Below are 22545 nucleotides of genomic sequence, written 5' to 3' on the forward strand. Positions count from 1 at the left end.
AGTATTTGAGCAAAGCAAAGTAAAACTAATTACACATCGCGCACACGGAAAAATAAATTATATAATTATTTAGTATTTTGTATGATGATCCGTACGCTGCTTTGTTTTTACCTGTTGCTTTTTGGTTGCGGCATACTGCATGCCCAGCAAAAGGCCGACCAGGTAATTGAACCCATCGTTGCGAAAATGGAATGGTACCAGGCAAAGAAGAAACCCGCCACCCTTTTTGTTCATTTTGATAAAAACATTTACGCGCCGGGCGAATATGTCTGGTTCACCGCTTACCTGCTTGCCTCGCAGGCCCGTGCAGGCACGCACCATACCCTCGCGGTGGCATTACTGAGAAACGACGACAGCGCCGCACTTACCGATCACAAATTTGTGATGTCAGACGGACTCGGGTTTGGCCATCTTCAATTACCCGATACGTTACGGGCGGGCAATTATAGCCTCGTTGCCTTTACCAATGCACTTTGGAACGGTAAGCCGGAAACCTATTTTATCCAGCCCGTTACCATAAAAACACAGTCACAATCCATCTTTACCGCAACCTTGAAACTGGCGGAAAAAACAGCCGCCGGCGATTCTGCCACCCTCGCGTTCAAAGCGTCGGCAAAGGATATACGAACACTTGCTTCCTTTACCGAAGTGTCCTATTCGCTGGGCGGCGTGCAGAAAAAAGTAAAGACCGATATGTATGGTACGGCGCTGTTCAAAGTGCCGTTGGCCCAAACCGATACCAGTATCAACCGGCTCCGCCTGAAAGCTGTTTTCAGGAACGAAACAAAACAAATGCAGATCAGGTTACCCGTTGCGAACGAGGAGCCGCGGTTGAATTTTTTTCCGGAGGGGGGATCGGTCGTTGCCAACACCGCCGGCACCATCGGCTGGGAAGCGCGGGATGCATACGGGCAGCCGATTGCCATCAGCGGCGTACTGTTCAGGAACAACAACGTGGTTGATACCATCCAAACAAATGGCTACGGCATGGGGCGCTTTTCCATACGCCCGAAAGAAGGGGAACAATACCATGTGAAACTGTTCAGGTCGGGCGTGTTGTCTGGCCATTATGCATTGCCCGCCGTTGCGCCACAACCCTTATCGTTGAGCGTTCCGAAAGCGGTTTGTAACGATACGCTTCTCTTTTACACAGAGGCGCCGCTGCGTGGTGTTTATTATGCGTTGGTGCATGATTACACGGGTTTGTTTTTTTCTTTCGTGGTAGATATGAGCGCATCATCCACCCGCAGGTTCCGCGTGCCGCTGGATAAAATGCCGAGAGGTGTACAAGCGCTTACCATCGTGGATGAGAAAGGAAGGCCACTGGCAGAGCGTTTGTTTTTTGCGCATTACAACCGGAGGGCGCAGGTAGAAATCGCAACGGATAAAACGCAATACAAAACAAGGGAAGAAGTAAAACTCGATATTTCATTGAACGATCCGTCGGCCGATTCTGTGAACGGTTTTGTTTCGGTGGCCTGCGTACAGGAAAGCCGCATCGATCTTGAAAAAATGACCGACATAGAAAGTTATGTTTACCTGGATGGCGAACTTAACCATACTGCTTTCAAACGCAGCCTGATGCATGCAACCGACGAAAGCCTGCAACATTGGGAAGACCTGCTGCTGATCAAAGGGTGGAGGCGTTACACCTGGCAGGACCTCGCGGAAACCACTGCTTCAGATACGGTGCAAACCTTTTCTGAGCTTACATTTGCGGGGAACATCACGTCGAAAAAGAAGATCACCAAACCGATCGACATATCCCTGGTATCCAACGAGAGCGCCGATGTGTTTACCACGGATGGATCAGGCAGGTTTGTACTGGCGCCCGAACGCCTGGTAAGTGAACCAGGGCGGAAATTGTTTCTCACCGTGGGCGGTAAAAACCAGTTGGACTATACAGTTAAATTAGAAGACCCTTATCAAACGGTGGTGAGAAAGCTTTGCAAAATCGTGGAGTATAACGACGCAGAAGCTTTTGTTACCGAAAAAAACTCCGAAACACTTGTCTTGAAAAGAAGCGAAGGCGCAGAAGTGCTTGCCGAGGTAACGGTTCAAACTTCAAAAAGAAAGGATGCGTTTCTCGACATGATAAGGCCGGGAAGAAACCTGTGCGGCGATTATGTTTGTCTTACCGGTGTACTCAACTGCGTAAACCACCATACCGGCACGATGCCCGTCAAAGGGCGTGTATACAGGATGCCGCCAGATGGAAGCACGCATAAAAAGTATTTAGGTTGTTTATTGGACATGCCTGCTGAAAAGGATAAAAATCCCCTTACGGCCATTCCCGGTATTTACACAGCCAAAGAATTTTACAAGATCGACTATTCACAACTCGCGCCCACAGAAACGGCCCTTCAAACCACCATTTTCTGGGACTATGCCGTTCCGGTACAAAAAGGAAAACCTGCATCGCTGAAGTTTCTTACAAGTGATATTGAAGGGAGGTTCCGCATCGTTATCCAGGGCGTTACCTCCAAAGGAGTGATACACGAGGAGCAGGTTTTTTCAGTTGTGAAGTAAAGAATGAAAATGGTCATGGTGAATGTTCGTTGCTGATTTTGCGTTGGTAGTTTGAATCGTCGTCCATTTTCAACACCATTCATCAATTACCATTCATGGCTTCTCCCAGGGATATACCGTTTTTTACTACATTGTACCATGATCCGTTATGCGCTTTGTTTCTGCTTTGTGTTTTTTTGCACCGTGGTATTGAGGGCCCAATCGAAACTGGAGCAGGTGGTAGATCCCATCGCTGCAAAAATGGAATGGTATGGGGTGAAGAAAAAATCTGCGGGCCTTTTTGTTCACTTCGATAAAAACATTTACACACCCAGTGAAAACGTATGGTTCACTGCCTACCTGCTTTCTTCCAAAACCGGCGCCGATGCAAATCACACATTCGCGGTTGCCCTCGTGAGGAACGAAGACAGCGCCGTAATGAAAGACGAAAAATTTGTAATGGCCAACGGGCTCGGTTTTGGCCATTTCAGAATGCCGGATACCTTGTCGCCGGGCAATTACAGCCTGCTCGCATTTACAAACGCGTTGTGGAACGGAAGACCCGAAGCGTGTTTTATCCAGCCCATCACCATCAAAACATCCGTTCAATCGGGATTTACCGCAACACTGAAACTGGCGGATAAGATCAGGGCAGGCAGCGATTCTGCAGCGGTCTTTTTCAAAGCATCTGCGAAAGACATACGCACCCTGGCTTCCGGTACACAGGTTACCTATACATTGGGTGACCGGGAAACGAGCTTCAAAACAGATCTGTTCGGCGCAGCCCATTTCCGGGTTCCGCTGAAAGGCATTGACCGCAGCAACAACCGCCTGCGGCTGAAAGCAGTGTTCAACAAAGAAACGAAGAACATGCAGTTGCTGTTGCCGGTAAGCAATGATGAACCCGTGGTCCGTTTTTTCCCCGAAGGGGGATCGATTGGTTCCGGTGCAACCAACAACATCGGTTGGGAAGCGCATGATGCCTACGGACAACCCATGGCCATCAGCGGCGTGTTGTTCAGGAACGGTGAAACAGTTGATACCATACAGACCAATGGGTATGGCATGGGGCGTTTTACAATTGCTGCAGGTGAGGGCGAGCAATACCATGTTAAACTGTTCCGCTCAGGTGTGCTGTCGGGCAATTATGTACTGCCGGCGGTTGCGCACCGGCAGATCCTGGTAACAGCGCCCAATGCGATCTGTAACGATACGCTTCTGTTTTATGCAAACGCTCCATCGCGCGGAACCTATTATGCGCTTTTGCACGACTACACGCGAATGTATTTTTCTTTTGCCATAGATATGAATGCTTCGCCCGCACGAAGACTGCGTGTGCCGCTGGATAAGATCCCCCGCGGTATCCACGCACTTACCATTGTTGATGAGAACGGGAGGCCGCTTGCAGAACGCATCTTTTTTGCCCATTACAACAGGCGCGCAAAGGTGGAGATCGCCACAGACAAGGTTGAATATGCAAAACGGGAAAATGTAAAACTCCATATTTCACTAAAAGATGCACTTGCAGATTCGGTGAATGGGTTTGTATCGGTGGCGTGTGTGCAGGACAGCCGCATTGACCGGCGGAAAATGACCGGCATAGAAAATTTCAATTACCTCAACCGTGAACTGGACGAAGCCCTGTTTAAACAGAACCTGATGGAGCCGACAGCAGAGAACCGGCAACACCTCGAAGACATATTGCTCATCAAAGGCTGGCGGCGTTATACCTGGCAGGAACTGGAAACAACAAAAGCTTCTGATACGTTGCAGTCTTTTGGAGAGATCGAATTTTCGGGCAATGTTACTTCGAAGAAAAAGATCGATAAACCGCTGGCGCTTTCGGTGGCGTCGGATGGGAACGCGGATATCATCAACACCAACAACAAAGGAGAGTTTACCGTGGCCCGCGAAAATCTTGTAACCGGCCCCGGGAAAAAAGTATATTTCTCGGTGGGTGGAGAATTCCAGGCAAACTATACCGTGAACCTCGACGACCCATATCATGCTATGGCAGTGAAACTGGGTAAGACGCTGGCATACGACGATCCGGATGCTTTTCTCACAGAGAAAAATTCAGAAGCATTGGTACTCAAAACCGGCGAGAACGCAGAAACACTGCAGGGCGTTACCGTAACGGCTTCTAAAAAGGAAGAACCTTTTACCATCGAATTTAAAAGCGCAACATTGGTGGGGAGGAACGACTGCGGCGATTATGTTTGCGGGTTTGGGATCCTTAACTGCAACAACCACCAGGAAGGGTTCATGCCCGTAAAAGGAAATAGCTACCGACTGCCGTTTGGCGGTTTCACGATATACGCAGGCTGCACAACAATGCCGATGGATGCCGATAAAACCTACGTAAAAGCACTTTCGGGAATATACACCGCAAAAGAATTTTATAAACCGGACTACGCACAGCTTGCTCCGTCCGAAGCCGTGCTGCAATCCACGATCTACTGGAACTACGCCGTTCCGGTGCTCAACGGCAAACTGCCGGAACTGTCGTTCGCAACCACAGATGTTACCGGTAATTTCCGCGTAATTGTACAGGGCATAACAACAAAAGGAGCGATCCACGCAGAGCATTTGTTCGCTGTTTCCAAATAACAGTTAAAAGAAAGGGGAGAACAGCGCATGCGAAAAAAGAAGATGGCATGTATCCCTGCGTCATTCCTTACACCTGGAACACGCCCGTACTGAAATGCTGGATATCCGGGTTGAGGTTGGCCGCGGAGATGCCTTCGGAGATCATGAGCCGGGTGTCTATGGGATCAATGATATTGTCTACCCACAAACGCGCAGCCGCGTAGAAAGGCGAGGTTTGTTTTTCGTAACTGGCCTTGATCCTGTCGAGCAACTCTTTCTCTTCCTCCGCGCTTACTTCTTTTCCTTTTGCCTTCATCGTTGCAACCTGTATCTGTGCCAGGGTTTTTGCTGCCTGGTCGCCGCCCATCACCGCGATCTTTGCTGATGGCCATGCATAGATAAAACGCGGATCGTAGGCCTTGCCGCACATGGCATAATTACCCGCTCCATAACTGTTGCCGATGATGATGGTTATTTTCGGAACAACTGAATTCGCCACTGCGTTCACCAGCTTGGCGCCGTCTTTGATGATGCCGCTGTGCTCGCTGCGGCTACCCACCATAAACCCGGTAACATCCTGTAGAAACACCAGGGGGATCTTTTTCTGGTTGCAGTTCATGATAAAACGCGCGGCCTTGTCGGCGCTGTCGTTGTAGATCACGCCGCCTATCTGCAGTTCGCCTTTTTTGTTCTTGCTTACGAGGCGTTGATTGGCCACGATGCCCACTGCCCATCCATCTATCCGCGCATACCCGCAGAGAATGGTCTTGCCATAATCCTGTTTGAACTGGTCGAACTCGCTTTTGTCTACAATGCGTTCGATGATCTCCAGCATGTCATACGGTTTCAGGTTGCCTTCGTGAAGAACGCCGTATAATTCCCTGGGATCTTTTTTGGGCGCTTTGGGTTCGGCCCGGTCGAATCCTGCACGGGCGGGTTCTCCTAATTTGTCCACTATTTTTTTGATGTGATCGAGACAGTCCTCTTCGGTCTTGAATTTATAATCCGCGATGCCGCTGATCTCCGTATGCGTAACGGCGCCGCCCAATGTTTCGTTGTCTATGTCTTCGCCGATGGCCGCTTTTACAAGATAGGCGCCTGCGAGAAATATGCTTCCGTTCCCTTCTACCATCAGCGTTTCATCGCTCATGATGGGGAGATAGGCGCCTCCTGCAACACAGGCGCCCATCACTGCAGCGATCTGTGTAATGCTCATCGCACTCATCCGCGCATTGTTGCGGAAGATGCGCCCGAAATGCTCTTTATCCGGGAAGATCTCATCCTGCATCGGCAAAAAAACACCGGCGCTGTCTACCAGGTAGATCACAGGCAACCTGTTCTCCATGGCGATCTCCTGCATGCGGAGGTTTTTCTTGCCCGTTATCGGGAACCATGCGCCCGCTTTTACGGTTTGGTCGTTGGCCACGATCATACATTGCCGCCCGCTCACATAACCCAGTCCGGCAACCGTTCCGCCCGAAGGGCAGCCACCTTGTTCTTCATACATCTCAAAACCTGCAAACCCGCCGATCTCTACAAAGGGCCGGTCTTTGTCGCACAGGTAGGCAATGCGTTCGCGTGCCGTAAGCTTATTGCGATCGCGTTGTTTGTCTATCGCCTTCTTGCCGCCACCCAGTTTGATCTTCTCAAAATGCTGCCGTGTTTGGCTCACGGCCAGCTTCATCCAGTCTTCGTTACGGTTTTGCTCCAGATTCATGCGAACGGTTGTTAGTATGCAAAGATAGGGGGATTGAACATTGCGGATACCCGTTTTCAATTTGATATTGGGCATTCGGTGTTCGATATTCGTTTACTTTGCTCCAAAATCAGACCATTGGCTACAGATAAACAGAAAGAAGATGCAGCGAAAGGAACTCCTGTAAAAAAAACAGCGAAAAAGGCTGTGAAGAAATTGGATGCGCCCGTAGAAAATACTGCCGCTAAGAAAACCGCGGCGAAAAGGCCTGCATTGGAAAAAGAAGCAATAAAGACCCAGCCGGCTAAAAAAACAGCTGCAAAAAAGACCTCCGGTAAAACAGGGGTGAAAACGGCAAAAAAAACGGCTGCAAACAAAACAGAAAAAAAGCCGGTCGTTGCAAAAACAGCGGAAAACAATTTGCAGAAAATAATTTTCCAGCTCCGTTTCCATACACATTTCGGGCAGGAAATTTTTATTACGGGCGATCACCCTTTGCTGGGCAACAACGATCCCTCGCAGGCCGTTCCCTTGCAATATTTCAGCGATGAGCTTTGGTACCTGTCGCTTGATGTTGCAGGGGCGATCGAAAAAAAGATCACCTATCATTACATTCTCCGCAATGCCGATGGCATTGATGACCATGATTTCGGCAACGACAAAACAATTGAAGTTGACGGATCAACCGCCAGGGAATTACTCGTGATAGACACGTGGAACTACACGGGCTATATCGAAAACACTTTTTATACAAAACCATTTGCGGAAGTGTTGCTGGCCGCGAACCACACAAAAGTTGAAACAAGCCGTCCTGCAAATACCACGCATGTGTTAAAAGTAAAGGCGCCGTTGCTCTCACCCGGCCAAACGCTTTGCCTGCTGGGCAGCTGCGGTGCATTGGCAAACTGGAACACCGGTTCTCCTTTGCTGATGAGCCGTGCGGAGAACGAAACATTTTTCCACGTAGGGGTTGATCTTTCAGCCGAATCATTTCCCATCGCATACAAATACGGTGTGTATGATGTAACGCGCAACCGTTTTGTTTGCTACGAAAGCGGAGACAACCGCGTGCTGTTTGATACAGTGAGCAGCACACGCAAAACAATACTGCACGATGGGTTTGCCGCCTTGCCCAACACCATGTGGAAAGGCGCCGGTATTGCAGTGCCGGTTTTTAGTTTGCGTAGCAAAAAAAGTTTTGGAACAGGGGAGTTCAGTGACCTGAAAATATTGGTCGACTGGATCAGGACAACGGGAATAAAACTGGTACAGGTGCTCCCGGTAAACGATACAACGGCCACGCATACCTGGACGGACTCATACCCGTATTCTGCCATCTCGGCGTTTGCACTGCATCCCTTGTACATGAACCTTGAAATGCTTGCAGGTAGCGGATTTGCAAAAGAACTCGCATCGCTCGAAAAAGAAAGGATCCGCCTGAACGCTTTGCCTGCGCTGGATTACGAGGTGGTTTCCAAAATCAAAAACGATTTCATCGCAAAGGTGTATAAACAGGATGGCGCAGACGCGTTCGCATCGGGCGGGTTTAAAAATTTTTTTGAAAACAACAAACACTGGCTGGTTCCTTACGCTGCATTCTGTTACCTGCGCGATAAGAACGGCACCGTTGATTTTGAAAGCTGGCCATCCTGTAATTCCTATAATGAAAACAGCATACAGCAACTTGTTGCCGGGCACAAAGAGGAGATCGGGCTGTATTACTTCACGCAGTTTCAGCTTCATGTACAGCTGAAAGAAGCAACGGCCTATGCGCGCAGCAATGGCATTGTGGTAAAGGGCGATATACCGATCGGCGTATCGCGCAACAGCGCCGATGCATGGCAGGAACCCGGTTTGTACAACATGCACTACCAGGCCGGCGCACCACCAGACGATTTTGCGGTGAAAGGGCAGAACTGGGGTTTCCCAACCTACAACTGGCAGCGCATGCGCGAAGACGGTTTTGCCTGGTGGAAAAAACGTTTTGCGCAGATGAACGATTATTTCGATGCATTCAGGATCGATCACATACTCGGGTTCTTCAGGATCTGGAGCATACCCATGCACGCAGTTGAAGGAATCATGGGGCATTTCGTTCCTGCCATCCCTGTACACATCAGCGAGTTTAACAGCCAGGCCATTTGGTTCGATCATGCACGGTATGTACGGCCGTTCATCAATGAAACCGTTTTACGCGACACCTTCGGCGATGATGATATTGAACTGGTGAAGTCCATGTTTCTTCAGCAGGAAAAAGATGGTTCATACGCGTTACAGCCCGCTTTCAACACGCAGCGCAAGGTGGAACAACATTTTGCAGCGCTTGAAAAAGACACACAGCACAACCGCATCAAGCAGGGGTTGTTCGACCTCATCAGTAATGTTATTTTGCTGGAGGCGGAAAATGCAGACGGGCAGTTGTACCATTTCCGGTTTCACATGGAGCACACTTCTTCGTACAAACACCTTGATGTGCAAACGCAGCAGCAACTTAAAGCGCTGTATGTAAATTACTTTTTCAGGAGACAGGATGATCTCTGGCGCAAAGAAGCCTTGCAGAAATTGCCGGAGCTCAAACGCGTTACCAATATGCTTGCCTGCGGAGAGGACCTGGGCCTGATCCCCGCATGCGTTCCGGATGTAATGAAACAGGCTGGCCTGTTGAGCCTCGAGATACAACGCATGCCGAAAGACGATGCGCACGAGTTCTTTCATCCCAACAATGCGCCTTACCTCAGCGTGGTAACGCCATCCACGCACGATATGAGCACCATCCGCGGGTGGTGGGAGGAAGACCGGGCGCGTACCCAGCGTTTTTTCAACAACCAGCTTGGCCAACAGGGAGAAGCACCGGAGCATTGCGATACGGCAACGGTTAAAGCCATCATCCTGCAACACCTTTATTCACCCGCCATGTGGTGTATATTCCAGCTGCAGGACCTGTTGGGCATGGACGAAAATCTACGCAGGAACGATGTTGGCGCCGAACGCATCAACGTGCCTGCCGACCCGAAGCATTACTGGCAATACCGGATGCATGTTACGCTCGAAGAACTGGCAGCGGCCGTAAGCTTCAACACAGAACTCAATAAATTTGTGTTTGCAAGCGGGAGATAAAAAGCGAACGCCGGATTTCAATATTTTTGGCAATTCATTTAACGGATAAAACTATTTACTTGAAACTATCCTTTCACCAATCAAACCTGCCGTTCGAATATCCTTTCACGATTTCAAATGGCAGAACAAAAACACACCAGCCCGCATTGATCGTATCGCTGGAGCTGGGGCCGTTCAGGGGCTTTGGAGAAGCGCCCGCTATCGTTTACTATGGCGTAACGGTGGAGAAAATGATGGAAACCCTTGAGTCGAAAAAAGCGATGGTTGAAAAATTCGCATTGACTGAACCTGAGCGTTACTGGCACTACCTGCACCACCTTTTTCCAAACGATCCGTTCCTTGTTTGCGCACTCGATATGGCAGCATGGGACCTCTTCGGGCAGATGAAGAACAAACCACTGTACGAGTTGTGGAACACGAAATGGGAGAACACGCCAGTAACGGATTATACGATCGGTATAGACACGATAGAAAAGATGGTGGAAAAGATGAAAGCGAAACCATGGCCGGTATACAAGATCAAACTCGGTACCGACGAAGACATTGCCATCGTTGAAGCATTGCGCAAACACACAGGTGCCACGCTGCGTATAGATGCAAACGCAGGCTGGACAACCGAAGAGGCCCTGCAAAAAATACCGCAGCTTGCAGCGCTTGGTGTAGAGTTCATTGAACAGCCATTGGCGAAAGACAATTGGGATGGAATGAAGGTATTGTTTGAAAGATCGCCGTTGCCCTTGTTTGCAGATGAAAGCTGCGTATTTGAACAGGATGTGAAAAAATGTTTTCAGCATTTTCATGGCATCAACATCAAGCTCACCAAATGCAGCGGCATCACGCCGGCGGCGCGCATGATCAGGGAAGCGCGTGCACTCGGTATGCAGGTGATGATGGGCAGCATGAACGAATCAACCATCGGCTCCGCAGCCATCGCCCATTTTTTACCGCAACTGGATCACATAGATGTAGACGGCCCGCTCCTGCTCAAAGAAGATCTCGCAACCGGTCTCCGCTTCGCAGACGATGGAAATGTTTTTGTATCCGGAAAGCCCGGGCTGGGCATCACCCTCCTATAGTTGTTGCCACAGATTTCACGGATTGGCACAGAGAAAAACGTTTTACATAAGAAGAACACTCTTCTGTGCCAATCCGTGAAATCTGTGGCAACAACCCACCCACATAAACATGTGATTCCTGAAATCAACCCCTAAATGTTTGTGAACAACCATCGGTGAAAAGAAGCGCTTTGCCGGTAAAAATGCGCTTTTCTCCTTCGTACACCGGGATTCACTTTTCGATAACAGTTGCATTTGTTTCTGGCATTGCATTCGCTTAGATGAGGGTATAAAACTTTATAATTATGAAAAAGTTATTACTCACAGCAATGGTTCTGGGCGCTTTCCTTTTCACAGTTGAAACAAAAGCGCAGGTCAGGGTAGGTGTAAACATTAATATCGGAAGGCCAAGCTGGGGTGTACCTGGTAATTACGCAGGTGATTACTATTACATACCTGAGATAGATACTTACTACGATATTCCGCACCGCCAGTTCGTTTACCTGCAGGGCAACAATTGGGTGTTCGCTTCATCGCTTCCTTATGCTTATCGCAACTACGATCTGAACAGGGGATACAAAGTAGTGATCAACGAACCAAGGCCATACCTGCGCGGAAACATGTACAGGTCCAGATACAGCAACTATTACGATAATTACCACAGGCAGAATGTGGTGGTGCGTAGCGACAGGTTCGACAACAGGCGTTTCGACAACGACCGGAACAACAACGGCCGCGACGACCGCTTCGAGCGCAGGAGAGACGACCGCCACGACAGGAACGATCACGATCGTGGACGTGGAAACGGCCGTGGAAGAGGATAGTGTTCAGTTTAGTTTTTTTAAGTGTGTTTGATGTTCGGCATGGAGCGGGAGCTCCATGCTTTTTTGTTTGGAGGATCTGAAGGCCCGGTAGCGGCAGCCAAAACCGCGCCGCCACTTCACAAATTGCCTTAATTTAGCCCGATGGAATTGACACCCGAAAGGAAGGCAAAGCTCCTTAACGTACTTTCAAAACGGCAGGCTGGCTTAACGGTAGTAATGGAGAACGTAGATGATCCGCACAATATCTCTGCAGTAATGCGTACCTGCGAGGCGGTGGGGATCCAGGATATTTTTGTGCTCACCACAAAGATCCACCCGCACCGCCAGTTTGGGCCGCGAAGCAGCAGCAGTGCGGCCAAATGGCTAACGGTTCATTCGTTCACAGATACAAAGGAATGTGTGGCGGAACTCAGAAAACGCTACAGCAAAATATTGACCACGCATCTCGGTGAAGATTCCATCACCCTGCACAACATAGATTTCACAGAAAGCATCGCACTTGTATTTGGGAACGAACACGATGGTGTGAGCGAAGAGATAAGGGCGATGGCAGACGGCAATTTTATCATTCCCCAAATGGGCATCATTCAAAGCCTTAATATTTCCGTGGCATGCGCGGTTACCATTTATGAAGCAATGCGGCAGAAACAGATCGCGGGTCATTACGACCAGCCATCGTTATCGGAAGAAAGGAGAGAGGCGTTGATGAAAGACTGGTCCATTCCCCGCAAACAAAAACACGACCGGCAGGCGATGAGCAAGCGGAAGAAGGCGCGGGAATAAACAGGCGCAGGTTACGATCGCTGAATAAATAACAATAAAACCCGCAGCCAGTAAATACAGCCGCGGCCAGGAAACAAAAAGACATGAAAAAATCAATACTACTCGCGTTGTTCGTCGGTTGCGTAATAGGCGCACAGGCGCAGCCCATCAAAAAAATGAAGATGGACCAGTTGCTGAAGATGATCGATACATCGAAAACGCCGCTGGTGGTAAATTTCTGGGCAACCTGGTGCGGCCCATGCATCAGGGAAATTCCCTGGTTTGAAAAAGCGGTAAAGGAGTATGCGGGCCAGAAGGTAAAACTGATCCTCGTAAGCATAGATTACCCTGACGATTATGCAGGCATCGCAGCATTTGCAAAAAAACAGGGCTACACTTCGCAGATCATCTGGTTGAACGAAACCGATCCGGATGTGTTCTGCCCCAAGGTAGACAAATCATGGAAAAACACCATCCCCGTTACGCTGATGGTAAACAACAAACGCAAGTACCGCCAGTTCTACAACCAGCAATTACCCGAACCAAAGCTCGCGGAGGAACTCAGGAAACTGGTTGAATAACCTGTTTCCTAATCCCTTAATTGGATTCTTCGGTCTCGTCACTCAAACTTGCGAGTTTGCGGGAAAGGCGGATGGAAATGTAAAGGGCCACCATACTGCAGAGCGCCATGGCAACGCCCCAGCCGCTTTCGCTTCGGATGCCATCAACCAGTGCGTAACAAAGCAGTCCGAACGCAAGGGCAATGAGCAGGGATTTTGGGTTTGTTCTCATATAGCATTATTTAGGATTACCGTTGGATGCAGGAATTTTATTATTCCATAAAATTATACGGGCAATTTGCAATTAAATTTATCCGTTGCCCGTTGCCGCTTTCTCTCTCGCCCTTGTAAGATACGTAATGCTTACGTTCAATTCAAACCCGATGATCAGGATCAGGGAATTGATGTAAATAAGGATCATCAGGATCAATACCGTTCCGATGGAGCCATAGATCTTGTTGTAGCTGGCAAAATTATTGACCCAATACGAAAAGATGATCGTTGTAATAAGCGTGAGCCCGGTTGCCAGCACCGCGCCCGCTGAAAGCAGTTTCCATTTTTTGTTGATGGATGGCGCGAACTTGTATACCAGCGCGATGCCGTAATACAGCACTGCCACCACAATGGCCCAGCGCACATATCCCCACCAGCCATAAAAGCCCTCGCGGCTTTTGTTTTTCATGTGCAGCAGGTTCTTCAGGAGAAAGTCCATCTGGTTCTTGCTTCCGAAAAACAGCGCAAGCGATGCAACCAATACCAGTATCATCAGTATAAACGTGAGCCGCAACGCACGCATCCTTCGGTGAAAGAAGATTGCTTTTTTTTCCTGGATGGATTTGTCGAATGTGCGTATCACACCCATCATCGCATTGGATGAATAAAAGATCAGCAAAATAAAACCGAACGAAACGAGGCTCACATTCTGCTGGTCGAGGATCTGGAGAATGTCTGAGATAAAGCCATAGGTTGTTTTATTCGGCGTTACGTTCCTGAACAGCCCGAGTAAGATATCGTCGCGTATCTTGTCCGATTTTACAAAAAAAGACACCAGCGAAACAAGGAACATCAACGCCGCCGGCAGCGCCATAATGAGGTTGAAAGAAATAGCCGAAGCCCTTTCGTAAAGGCCGATCTTTTTGAGCTGCTTCAAAAAATGGTCGCCCACATCGTACAACGGCAGTCCGCGGAAGCCGGGAAGCACGATGTGCTGGCTTTTCTTCAGCAGAAAATGAACGGGCGCCGAGCGTAATATCAAACGTTCAAGTCTTGTCACTATTTCGCGTTCTCCTTTTCTTTTTTGCGGGCCATGTATTCATCCAGTTTTTTCTGGTATTGTTTTGCATACAACATGTGTTCTTCGTACGTGCTGCTGAAATGGTGGTACCCGCTGAAGTCTGCCTTGGCCACAAAATAGAGATAGTCTGTTTTTGGCGCATCCAGGATCAGGTCGATCGTTTTGGGCGATGGTGTGCAGATGGGGCCCGGCGGCAATCCCGGTTTGCGGTAGGTATTGTAGGGAGACGGATTGAAAAGGTATTTCTCATAGATCCGCGTAAGCGTAAAATCTTTCATCGCGTATTTGATGGTGGGGCAGGCCTGTAGCGGCATGTTCTTCCGGAGGCGGTTCAGGTACACGCTGCCTATTTTTGAGCGGTCGCCCTCATCGTTTGTCTCTTCTTCCACGATGGAGGCCAATGTGTACACCTCTTCTTTTCGCATGCTCAGCGCCTTTGCTTTGGCCGCGCGGTCTTTGGCCGACCAGAATCGGTTTTTCTCATCGAGCAGAGTACGAAAGATCCTGGGAAGGGTGGCGGTCCAGTAGAATTTATAAGTGTTGGGGATGATCATCGTAAAGAGCGAACTTGTATCAACGCCGTATTGCTTCAACGAATCGTTGGATGAGATATACTTCATCACTTCCGCTGAGTCGCTCTCAAAGTTCTTGCCGATGAGCCGGGCCAGGTCCTCCTTCAGGCGAAGCTTGTTGATCACGAGCTTGATCTCTGCCTGTTTGCCATTTTTCAGCATACGGGCGATGTCGAGGTTGTTCGATCCTTTTTTCACTTCATACTTACCCGTCCTGATCTTGTCCCATGTTCCCGTTACCGAGGCCACGAGATTGAATGCCATTTTGTTTTTGATGATGCTTTCGTTCTTCATCTGTTCCAGGATCGCATTTTTGTTGTTGCTGCGGATCATGATGTATTTCGACTTTGCATCGAACGAAGTGGCCTGCGAAAACAGGAGCCAGCAACAGATCAAGCCAATGAGCACAACGAATACGACCAACAGACGGAGAAACCTTTTCATGTGTTCAAATTAAATAAAAAACCCTGTCCGCGTGGCGGACAGGGCAGTAAAATATGGTTAAGAGACTATTTCTTAGATGTATCTCCCGCCGCAGGAAGGGTTGTTGTATTTGCGGGTGCCGCAGCAGGTGCGGGCGCCGGCGCTGTCTGGCTGGTGTTTACTTTTTTGAGGAGGTTGTCTTCTGCAGTAGAATTGCCACCTTTCAGGAACATGGTAGAGAACAAGGCGAGAACACCGATCGCTGCTGCAAAGATCCAGGTGCCTTTCTCGAGTACGTCTGTTGTTTGTTTAACACCCATCAGCTGGTTGCTGAAACCGCCAACATTGCCTGATAAACCGCCACCCTTCGGGTTTTGTACCAGTACGATGAAACCTAATGCTACTGAAACGATCACAAGCAAGATCAAAAACACGATGACCATATTATATTCCTTTTAGTTGTTCAATTTTGGCTGCAAAGTAACTGGATTTTTCAGGATTTAAGAAACTTAATTTGATGTATAGCTGGATGGCCTTTTCTGCCTGTCCTTGTTTTACCAACACATCTGCCATGCTCTCCGTTACAATTTCCCGGGTTTCGTTGGAGTTTTTGGCGGTTTCTGCCACGGCTTTCTCCATTTCCAGGTTGGTTCCGAGGTCCTGCGGGTTGGCATTGGCGGTTTTAATCTGTTTGAGCCAGTCGGTGAATTTGCGCAGGTGCGTGGTCAGTTTGTCCTGCGGCATGGCCGAGAGGTCTACCTTGATGCCCTGCGAAACAAAATAATCCACCGTATGCAGTGGCTTTTTCTCTGCTTCGATATCCAGCACGTCGCCGGCCGCTACCGGTTTTTTAAAATCGGCGAGCTGGCTCGATAGCAATCCTGAGATCTTGCTGTCGGCCTCTTCCGTTAAAAGGTCTGTTTCTGCGTATGCGTCGGGCATAAGTTCTTCTGTTTCGTCGGGATCTTCCTGCGTGGGGTCTATCCTGCGCATGGCTTCTTTTACCGATTCAACGGTTGGAATGGCCATGGCCGAGGCCTTATCGGTGATGGCGGCAGGTGTGGGGCCATCGGTTACCTTCTCCTTAAGGGGTTCGGTGGTGATGTCTTCCAGCAGGTATTGCAGCCAGTTGGGATTGGTAAAATACAGGTTCGTTTTCTGTGCGTGCGCCATCCATTCGTGGTAGGGCTGGGCGAGTTTAAGGTCTGCAGTGAGCAGGAAGCGCGCGGGCGCGAAATACGGCGATTCATCGGCCACCGCCTGTAACGTTTCCTTCGCTGCCTGCGAAAGCGCGAGTTTGCCGGTGAGGTGGAACAATGATTTTTCCTGCGTTACATTCATGGAATTAAATGTAGGGATAGATTACCAGTTTGAGAACATCTTGTTGAAAATATCGTCTGTTAATGAACGGACGGCCTCATCTATCAGTTGCCCCTCTGCCTGTTGCAGAGAAAGTTTTGCCGAGTAATCGAAGCTGCGTGTTACATCAAACTCTTCCACCTCGCGGTTTTGCGAAGCATCTTTTTTCCATACTACGTGAACGGTGATGGTGAGGCGGTTTGTGCTGGCCTGCTGCGCGCTCACGCCAACGGTTTGCGAAGGGTCGTACGTGGTAATAACGCCATTGATCACGTAATCGGCATCGTCGCTGTTGGTGCGGGTGAGCTTGGTATTGCTGATGATCTTCTGCTGCACTTTATCCGTAAACTTCTGCGCAAGCTGCGGGTTGATGTACCTGGCCTTGTTCTCAAACGGCGCGATCTTGATGGTTTTTACCGATGGCGGCAAACTTCCTGCATCGTTGAATCCATAACTCACCTTGCACGCCTGCAGCACAACGAATGCACACAATGCCACCCACAGGCAACTTAAAAATGATCTATGTGTTCGCAATGAGGTCATAAAAAATGAATTCGTGGTTCAATCCCCGGTTCGCTGTTCAATACGGGCTGCTATTCTTCAATATCATATTCTTTCAATTTCCTGTACAGCGTTCTTTCGCTGATACCCAGGTCGAGTGAAGCATCCCTGCGTTTGCCCTTGTGTTTCTTCAATGCTTTTTCGATCAGCTCTTTTTCTTTGTCCATGATGTTGAGCGATTCTTCCACTTCTTCGTGGTGGTGGATATCGTCGTCGTGCAGCAGCACCGGCTGCGAGCCTGTGGGCAGGAACGCGTGCTGGTTGTTTCCGGCGGGCTGCGCCAGTCCCGGTTGCGTTAATATCGGCTGGTTGTCTGCGGCGGGATGAAAATCGCTCATCAGCGAGTCTCTCGTAAAATTAGCTGCAGAGCCCGCCAGTGAAGGGTTCTGCAGGATTTCGAGGAACATCTTTTTCAGTTCCGTCACATCCTTCTTCATATCAAAAAAGAGCTTGTACAGGATCTCGCGCTCGTTGGCAAATTCACCTGCAGGACCAAGGTTGGATACGGCCGGTAAACGGCTGCCCGGGTTTTGCGGCAGAAAGCGCCGCATGTCGTTTCCTGTAATATGGGTGCTGGTGCTGAGTACGGATATCTGTTCTGCAATATTCTTCAACTCCCTTACATTACCCTGCCAGTTGTGGTTTATTAACAGCGTTTTGGCTTCCTCATCCAGTTGAACGGGTGTTGTTTTGTAGCGTTCGGAAAAGTCTACTACGAATTTCCTGAAGAGCAGCAGCACATCCTCTTTCCTGTCGCGCAGCGCCGGAACCCTGATGGGTACGGTGCTCAGCCTGTAATAGAGGTCTTCCCTGAACCGTCCCTTTTGCGTGAATTCGAGCAGTTCCCTGTTGGTGGCGGCGATCACGCGCACATCTGTTTTCTGTACCTTGGATGATCCTACGCGGATGAATTCGCCGGTTTCCAGCACGCGCAGCAAACGCGCCTGCGTGCCCAGCGGCATCTCGCCGATCTCGTCCATGAAAATGGTTCCGCCACTTACGGTTTCGAAATAACCTTTGCGGCTGTCTACCGCTCCTGTGAATGCCCCTTTCTCATGGCCGAACAATTCAGAGTCGATCGTTCCTTCCGGTATTGCGCCACAGTTAACGGCAATAAACGGGTTGTGCTTGCGCGAGGAGAGTGCATGTATGATCTGCGAAAAAACTTCTTTACCCACACCGCTTTCCCCCACGATCAATACGGTAAGATCTGTTCCCGCCACCTGCACCGCTGTGTTCAACGCATGGTTCAACGCCGGCGAGTTGCCGATGATGCCGAAACGGTTTTTTATCGTTTGTAAATCCATTGACCCTGATTGATAATTAATAATTAGAAATTAGTAATTAATAATTGTTTTGTTTTGGCGGTAGGCGTTACAATTACTAATTCTTAATTTCTAATTATTAATTTTTAATTATTAATTGTAACAATTCTTCCCAATAATGTGCCCGCTGTGCACGAATCGATAAATACATCTACATAATCGCCTTTGTTCAGTTGGTAATGTTCCTTTGGAAAGATCACCACTTTGTTGTGATCGGTACGGCCATGCCAGTCGTTATCGCTTTTCTTTGAGTTGGCTTCGATCAACACCCTGAATGTCTTCTTCACATCGCGCTGCATGCTTTCCAGCGAGTGTATGCGGTGGAGGGCGATGATCTCCTGCAGCCTTCTTTTCTTGGTTTCTTCCGGAACATCATCTTCATACCTTCTCTCTGCCAGCGTACCCGGGCGCTCGCTGTAGTAGTACATGTAGGCGAGGTCGTATTTGCAGTATTCCATCAAAGCATACGATTCGCGATGGTCTTCTTCCGTTTCTGTGCAGAACCCGGTGATCATATCCGTACTAAGGCCGCAGCCGGGCAACAGTTCCCTGATGCGGTTCACCTTGGCGATGTACCATTCCCTTGTATAGGTCCTGTTCATCAACTGCAGCACGCGGTTGCTTCCGCTCTGTACCGGGAGGTGGATGTATTTGCAGATGTTATCGTACCTGGCCATCGTACACAGTACCTCATCCGTAATGTCTTTCGGATGCGAGGTGCTGAAACGCACCCGGAGCAGTGGCGATACAAGCGCCACTTTCTCGAGCAGGCGGGCAAACGTAACGGTCTCGTCGTTTTGCTCGTCTATCCAATAGTAACTGTCTACATTCTGGCCGAGCAGTGTTACTTCGCGGTAACCGCTGTTGAACAGCTGCTGCACTTCCTGGATGATCGACAGTGCATCGCGGCTGCGCTCGCGCCCGCGTGTGAAAGGCACTACGCAGAAGCTGCACATGTTATTGCATCCGCGCATGATGGAAACAAATGCACAGACGCCATTGCTGTCGAGACGGATCGGCGCGATATCGCCATACGTTTCATCGCGGCTCAGCAAAACATTCACGGCCTTCTGGCCCGTTTCCGCTTCGCCGATCAACGAGGGAAGGCTCCGGTAGGCATCCGGGCCCACAACAATATCAACGAGTTTTTCTTCTTCCAGTAATTTGGATTTGAGGCGTTCGGCCATACAGCCCAGCATACCGATGAGCATGCCCGGTTTTTTTCTTTTGAGCGACCTGAATTCGGTAAGCCGTTTGCGCACCGTTTGCTCCGCTTTTTCGCGGATGGAACAGGTGTTGAGAAAGATCAGGTCGGCCTCTTCCGCATTGCGTGTAGAGCCAAAACCCTCTGCATTAAGAATGGAAGCCACCACCTCGCTGTCTGCAAAATTCATCGCACAGCCATAGCTTTCGATGTAAAAATGCTTTTTAAACTGCCCGGGTAACTGCACAAGCGGATCGTAGGCCTCGCCCTGGCGACTCTCGTCATGCGTTTTGCCTGCTAACTCCAACATTTCCATTCTTAACAAAATTTAGGAGGCGAAAATACGGAAAAATGCTTGTTTTGTGCCAGATTGGCATGATTCAATGCGATCACGGTTCGCCCGCTCCCTTGCTGTTTCTTACAGGCGATGGAAGAAATGAGCCCGGCCTGGCAGTAGAGCATTCCTCTTTGCGGGGCGGAGAGAGGGCTGGGGGTGAGTAAAAGCATTAGTTTTGCGGCAAAAAAACAAAAGCACCACATGAGGATCATCGTTGCAACAGTTCTGTTTCTTTTCGGTTTGAATTCGTTGACGGCACAGGAATACCAGCTTACCCGCCTTCGCGGGGAGGTGTCGCGCAACATTAAAAAAGATGCGGACACAAGCAAATGGAACTGGAAGACGGGTGGCCTGCTCAGCGCCAGCATTGCCCAGGGGTCGTTGAGCAACTGGGCCGCGGGGGGCGATAATTTCTCGCTTACGGTGAACGGTTATTTCAACCGGTTCTTTTTTTACAGGAAAGACAGGCATACCTGGGACAATAACCTCGATGTGAACCTCGGTTACATACAGTCTACCAGCCTCGGCGGAAGAAAAAACGACGACCGTTTCGATTTCCTGAGCAAGTACGGTTACAAGGTAGATACTACGGGCCGCTGGTATTTGTCTACGCTGTTCAATTTCCGTTCTCAGTTTTTTGACGGGTATACGTTCAACGGAACAACACCCGATTTTGCATCCTCGTTTTTATCGCCCGCCTACCTGATCGTTTCTGTGGGGTTTGATTACAAACCGGCGCTCAATCTTTCGGTCTTTCTTTCGCCGCTTACCTCGCGTTCAACGTTTGTTATGAACAAGCGGCTTGCAGACAAGGGCATTTACGGGTTGCAGCCCGGTAAACATTCACTGAGTGAAGTGGGTGCGTTTGCGACGTTCAATTACAACAACGCCATCGCAAAAAATGTGAATTTCAAAGGCAGGCTCGACCTGTTCTCCAATTACCAGAGCCACCCGGAGAACATCGATGTCTTTATGACCAATCTTTTTTCTTTCAAGATCAACAAATATTTCTCCGCTACCTACAGCCTGGACATGATCTACGACGATGACATCCGGCTGTTTGGCGACAACAAAACATCGCCGGGTTTACAGGTTAAGAGCCTGATCGGGGTTGGTTTTTTAAAGCCTTTGAATACGAGGAAGATCAAGTACAGTTAGGAGCCTCGGCGGTATTGAGAGTGATGGGCTTTTTTTAGTCGCGTAACTCCTGCCTCGGTCCGCTTGTTGCGTTAGCTACTTACAACCTTCAAAAGATGCTTGATCTTATTCGCCTTATACGTCAAATCCTGGTAATCTTTGCTGATAATGGTTACGTGTCCCATCTTACGGCCCGGCTTGGTTTGCGTTTTTCCGTAGAGATGAACGAATACGTTGTCTATTGAGAGCACTTCTTTCAATCCATCGTAAACAGCATTGCCTGAATATCCCTCTGCTCCGAGGATATTGACGATGGCCGAGGGAAGAATGGGATCGGTATTGCCCAGCGGGTAATCGAGCATTATGCGCCAGAGCATATCGTACTGGCTCGAGTAATTGGCTTCTATGGTGTGGTGCCCGCTGTTGTGAACGCGGGGAGCCGTTTCGTTTACGAGCACTTCGTCGTTTGCATCTACAAACAGTTCTACGGCAAACAGTCCCGGGCTCTTCAGTTCCTTTACCACGCGTGCGGCAATGGCTTCTGCGCGCCACAGTGTTTTTTCGGGGAGGTTGGCGGGGCTCAGCTGGTAATCGAGCAGGTTCCATACGGGGTCGAACACCATTTCGGCGGGAGGGTAGATGGCCGTTTCGCCGGTATTGCTCATCGCCACGATCATGGCGATCTCTTTTTTGATCTTTACTTTCTTCTCCAGTACCGCAGGTGCATCAAAACCCTTTGCAACATCATGGTGCGAATCGAGTACGGTTACGCCTTTTCCATCGTAGCCGCCTTCGCCGATCTTGTGAACGGCCGGGAGGAAACCGGTGTGTTTGTCAAGGTCGGCAAGGGTATGCGTGATCACAAAATCAGACGTAGGGATCTGGTGCGCAGCGTAGAATTCTTTTTGTACCACCTTGTTTTTGATGGTCCGGATGGCCGATGGCCTGGGATATACCTTCACACCCTCCGATTCCAGTTTCTCAAGCGCATCCACGTTCACTGCTTCGATTTCGATGGTGATGGCGTCGAGCTGCCTGCCAAACCGGTACACGGTTTCAAAATCAGTGATATCGCCCTTGGTAAAATGGTGGCAGAGGTGTGCGGCCGGGCAACCCGGGTCGTTTTCCAGCACATAGGTTTCTACTACGTAATTGCCCGCAGCCTGCAGCAACATCCTGCCCAATTGGCCGCCGCCGAGTATCCCGATCTTTTTCATGGTGT

Annotated in this window: 18 protein-coding genes; 8 read left to right on the plus strand and 10 right to left on the minus strand. The window is 49.4% G+C overall.

Going from position 1 to position 22545, the window contains the following annotated elements:
* Nucleotides 1-81: 81 nt before the first annotated feature.
* Together GWC95_RS08310 and GWC95_RS08315 are read left to right on the plus strand one after the other, a co-directional pair.
* The gene (locus tag GWC95_RS08310) at nt 82-2529 is read left to right on the plus strand and encodes an alpha-2-macroglobulin family protein (RefSeq protein WP_161818243.1); all 2448 of its coding nucleotides are present in this window, start codon (nt 82-84) and stop codon (nt 2527-2529) included.
* Between the two features lie 138 nt (nt 2530-2667).
* Nucleotides 2668-5118, plus strand: a complete 2451-nt coding sequence (locus tag GWC95_RS08315; RefSeq protein ID WP_161818244.1) for a hypothetical protein — start codon at nt 2668-2670, stop codon at nt 5116-5118.
* Between the two features lie 67 nt (nt 5119-5185).
* On the opposite strand, the gene GWC95_RS08320 is transcribed toward GWC95_RS08315, so the two are convergent.
* Complete coding sequence (locus GWC95_RS08320) at nt 5186-6814, minus strand: acyl-CoA carboxylase subunit beta (protein WP_161818245.1); 1629 nt, start codon at nt 6812-6814, stop codon at nt 5186-5188.
* A gap of 117 nt (nt 6815-6931) precedes the next feature.
* Here GWC95_RS08320 and GWC95_RS08325 point away from each other — a divergent pair, with 117 nt between their 5' ends.
* The 5 genes from GWC95_RS08325 (at nt 6932) to GWC95_RS08345 (ending at nt 13132) form a co-directional block, all read left to right on the plus strand.
* On the plus strand, nt 6932-9910 hold the full coding sequence (locus GWC95_RS08325; RefSeq protein ID WP_237722111.1) for a 4-alpha-glucanotransferase: 2979 nt from the start codon (nt 6932-6934) through the stop codon (nt 9908-9910).
* A gap of 59 nt (nt 9911-9969) precedes the next feature.
* Nucleotides 9970-10986 (plus strand): dipeptide epimerase, encoded by a 1017-nt coding sequence (locus GWC95_RS08330; protein WP_161818246.1) that lies wholly within the window; start codon nt 9970-9972, stop codon nt 10984-10986.
* 284 nt (nt 10987-11270) lie between these two features.
* Complete coding sequence (locus GWC95_RS08335; protein ID WP_161818247.1) at nt 11271-11789, plus strand: hypothetical protein; 519 nt, start codon at nt 11271-11273, stop codon at nt 11787-11789.
* Between the two features lie 141 nt (nt 11790-11930).
* Nucleotides 11931-12572 (plus strand): TrmH family RNA methyltransferase, encoded by a 642-nt coding sequence (locus tag GWC95_RS08340; RefSeq protein WP_237722112.1) that lies wholly within the window; start codon nt 11931-11933, stop codon nt 12570-12572.
* Between the two features lie 83 nt (nt 12573-12655).
* A complete protein-coding gene (locus GWC95_RS08345; RefSeq protein ID WP_161818248.1) occupies nt 12656-13132 on the plus strand; it encodes a redoxin domain-containing protein in 477 nt (158 codons plus the stop codon).
* A 16-nt stretch (nt 13133-13148) separates the two neighbouring features.
* On the opposite strand, the gene GWC95_RS08350 is transcribed toward GWC95_RS08345, so the two are convergent.
* From GWC95_RS08350 to miaB, 8 genes are all read right to left on the minus strand, one after another.
* Nucleotides 13149-13343, minus strand: coding sequence for a hypothetical protein (locus GWC95_RS08350; protein WP_161818249.1), 195 nt, complete (start codon nt 13341-13343; stop codon nt 13149-13151).
* 78 nt (nt 13344-13421) lie between these two features.
* A complete protein-coding gene (locus GWC95_RS08355) occupies nt 13422-14384 on the minus strand; it encodes a YihY/virulence factor BrkB family protein (protein ID WP_161818250.1) in 963 nt (320 codons plus the stop codon).
* Entirely contained in the window at nt 14384-15421 is a 1038-nt protein-coding gene (gene mltG, locus GWC95_RS08360) for an endolytic transglycosylase MltG (RefSeq protein ID WP_161818251.1), read from the minus strand. The genes GWC95_RS08355 and mltG overlap by 1 nt, the downstream gene beginning before the upstream one ends.
* Nucleotides 15422-15486: 65 nt before the next feature.
* On the minus strand, nt 15487-15843 hold the full coding sequence (gene secG / locus GWC95_RS08365) for a preprotein translocase subunit SecG (protein ID WP_161818252.1): 357 nt from the start codon (nt 15841-15843) through the stop codon (nt 15487-15489).
* 1 nt (nt 15844) lies between these two features.
* Complete coding sequence (locus tag GWC95_RS08370; RefSeq protein ID WP_161818253.1) at nt 15845-16741, minus strand: hypothetical protein; 897 nt, start codon at nt 16739-16741, stop codon at nt 15845-15847.
* Nucleotides 16742-16762: 21 nt separating this feature from the next.
* Nucleotides 16763-17302, minus strand: coding sequence for an LptE family protein (locus GWC95_RS08375; RefSeq protein WP_161818254.1), 540 nt, complete (start codon nt 17300-17302; stop codon nt 16763-16765).
* A 50-nt stretch (nt 17303-17352) separates the two neighbouring features.
* Nucleotides 17353-18627, minus strand: a complete 1275-nt coding sequence (locus GWC95_RS08380; RefSeq protein ID WP_161818255.1) for a sigma-54 interaction domain-containing protein — start codon at nt 18625-18627, stop codon at nt 17353-17355.
* 104 nt (nt 18628-18731) lie between these two features.
* Nucleotides 18732-20159: a tRNA (N6-isopentenyl adenosine(37)-C2)-methylthiotransferase MiaB gene (gene miaB / locus GWC95_RS08385; RefSeq protein ID WP_161818256.1), complete on the minus strand. Its 1428-nt coding sequence runs from the start codon at nt 20157-20159 to the stop codon at nt 18732-18734.
* A gap of 228 nt (nt 20160-20387) precedes the next feature.
* Between miaB and GWC95_RS08390 the strand changes: the two genes are divergently transcribed.
* Entirely contained in the window at nt 20388-21344 is a 957-nt protein-coding gene (locus GWC95_RS08390; RefSeq protein WP_161818257.1) for a DUF3078 domain-containing protein, read from the plus strand.
* Nucleotides 21345-21415: 71 nt separating this feature from the next.
* Here GWC95_RS08390 and GWC95_RS08395 read toward each other — a convergent pair whose 3' ends face one another.
* A complete protein-coding gene (locus GWC95_RS08395) occupies nt 21416-22540 on the minus strand; it encodes a 5-(carboxyamino)imidazole ribonucleotide synthase (RefSeq protein ID WP_161818258.1) in 1125 nt (374 codons plus the stop codon).
* Nucleotides 22541-22545 lie beyond the last annotated feature (5 nt).

The organism is Sediminibacterium roseum (genome assembly GCF_009939005.1).
In the GTDB taxonomy this organism is placed as follows: domain Bacteria; phylum Bacteroidota; class Bacteroidia; order Chitinophagales; family Chitinophagaceae; genus Sediminibacterium; species Sediminibacterium roseum.

Excerpts from the sequence above, each read along its gene's own strand:
- GWC95_RS08335 (WP_161818247.1), top strand. The coding sequence starts at position 11,271 with ATGAAAAAGTTATTACTCACAGCAATGGTTCTGGGCGCTTTCCTTTTC.
- GWC95_RS08390 (WP_161818257.1), top strand. The coding sequence starts at position 20,388 with ATGAGGATCATCGTTGCAACAGTTCTGTTTCTTTTCGGTTTGAATTCG.
- GWC95_RS08380 (WP_161818255.1), bottom strand. The coding sequence starts at position 18,627 with ATGGATTTACAAACGATAAAAAACCGTTTCGGCATCATCGGCAACTCG.
- GWC95_RS08320 (WP_161818245.1), bottom strand. The coding sequence starts at position 6,814 with ATGAATCTGGAGCAAAACCGTAACGAAGACTGGATGAAGCTGGCCGTG.
- mltG (WP_161818251.1), bottom strand. The coding sequence starts at position 15,421 with ATGAAAAGGTTTCTCCGTCTGTTGGTCGTATTCGTTGTGCTCATTGGC.
- GWC95_RS08375 (WP_161818254.1), bottom strand. The coding sequence starts at position 17,302 with ATGACCTCATTGCGAACACATAGATCATTTTTAAGTTGCCTGTGGGTG.
- GWC95_RS08395 (WP_161818258.1), bottom strand. The coding sequence starts at position 22,540 with ATGAAAAAGATCGGGATACTCGGCGGCGGCCAATTGGGCAGGATGTTG.
- GWC95_RS08350 (WP_161818249.1), bottom strand. The coding sequence starts at position 13,343 with ATGAGAACAAACCCAAAATCCCTGCTCATTGCCCTTGCGTTCGGACTG.
- miaB (WP_161818256.1), bottom strand. The coding sequence starts at position 20,159 with ATGTTGGAGTTAGCAGGCAAAACGCATGACGAGAGTCGCCAGGGCGAG.
- secG (WP_161818252.1), bottom strand. The coding sequence starts at position 15,843 with ATGGTCATCGTGTTTTTGATCTTGCTTGTGATCGTTTCAGTAGCATTA.
- GWC95_RS08310 (WP_161818243.1), top strand. The coding sequence starts at position 82 with ATGATGATCCGTACGCTGCTTTGTTTTTACCTGTTGCTTTTTGGTTGC.
- GWC95_RS08370 (WP_161818253.1), bottom strand. The coding sequence starts at position 16,741 with ATGAATGTAACGCAGGAAAAATCATTGTTCCACCTCACCGGCAAACTC.
- GWC95_RS08340 (WP_237722112.1), top strand. The coding sequence starts at position 11,931 with ATGGAATTGACACCCGAAAGGAAGGCAAAGCTCCTTAACGTACTTTCA.
- GWC95_RS08345 (WP_161818248.1), top strand. The coding sequence starts at position 12,656 with ATGAAAAAATCAATACTACTCGCGTTGTTCGTCGGTTGCGTAATAGGC.
- GWC95_RS08315 (WP_161818244.1), top strand. The coding sequence starts at position 2,668 with ATGATCCGTTATGCGCTTTGTTTCTGCTTTGTGTTTTTTTGCACCGTG.